This window comes from Delftia sp. ASV31 (assembly GCF_016428765.1).
GTDB classification, from domain to species: domain Bacteria; phylum Pseudomonadota; class Gammaproteobacteria; order Burkholderiales; family Burkholderiaceae_C; genus Comamonas; species Comamonas acidovorans.
The window spans coordinates 1-427 of record NZ_JAELTK010000218.1 but is presented as its reverse complement, the minus strand read 5'-3'; the positions used below and the strand labels follow the sequence as shown (position 1 = coordinate 427).

Genomic DNA, 427 nt, shown 5'->3' with positions numbered 1-427 from the left:
CGAAGAAGCGGCGCAGGTTGACGCGATAGTCCGACCGGCCGAAGCCGTCCGTGCCGAGCACGCTCAGGCGCTTGCCCGCCGCCTGGACGTATTCGCGGATCTGGTCGGCGTAGTTGCGCATGTAGTCGGTCGCGACGACGACCGGGCCGTCACGGCCGGCAAGCTGCGTCTCCACCCAGCTCTTGCGCCGCCCTTCGGTCGGATGCAGCAGGTTCCAGCGCTCCGCCGCCATGCCGTCGCGCCTGAGCTCGTTGAAGCTGGTGGCGCTCCAGATGTCGGAAGCGACGCCGAAATCCTTGGCCAGCAGGTCGGCCGCCGCGATGACCTCGCGCAGGATGGTGCCGGAGCCCATGAGCTGCGCGGTCAGGCCTGTCTTCTGCGCCGCGCCCTTCGTCAGGAGATAGAGCCCCTTGAGGATGCCCTCCTC

1 pseudogene is annotated in these 427 nt (G+C 68.6%); it reads right to left on the bottom strand.

Going from position 1 to position 427, the window contains the following annotated elements:
• Positions 1-427: pseudogene (gene aceE / locus JHD82_RS29075) on the bottom strand (pyruvate dehydrogenase (acetyl-transferring), homodimeric type); the annotation flags it as partial.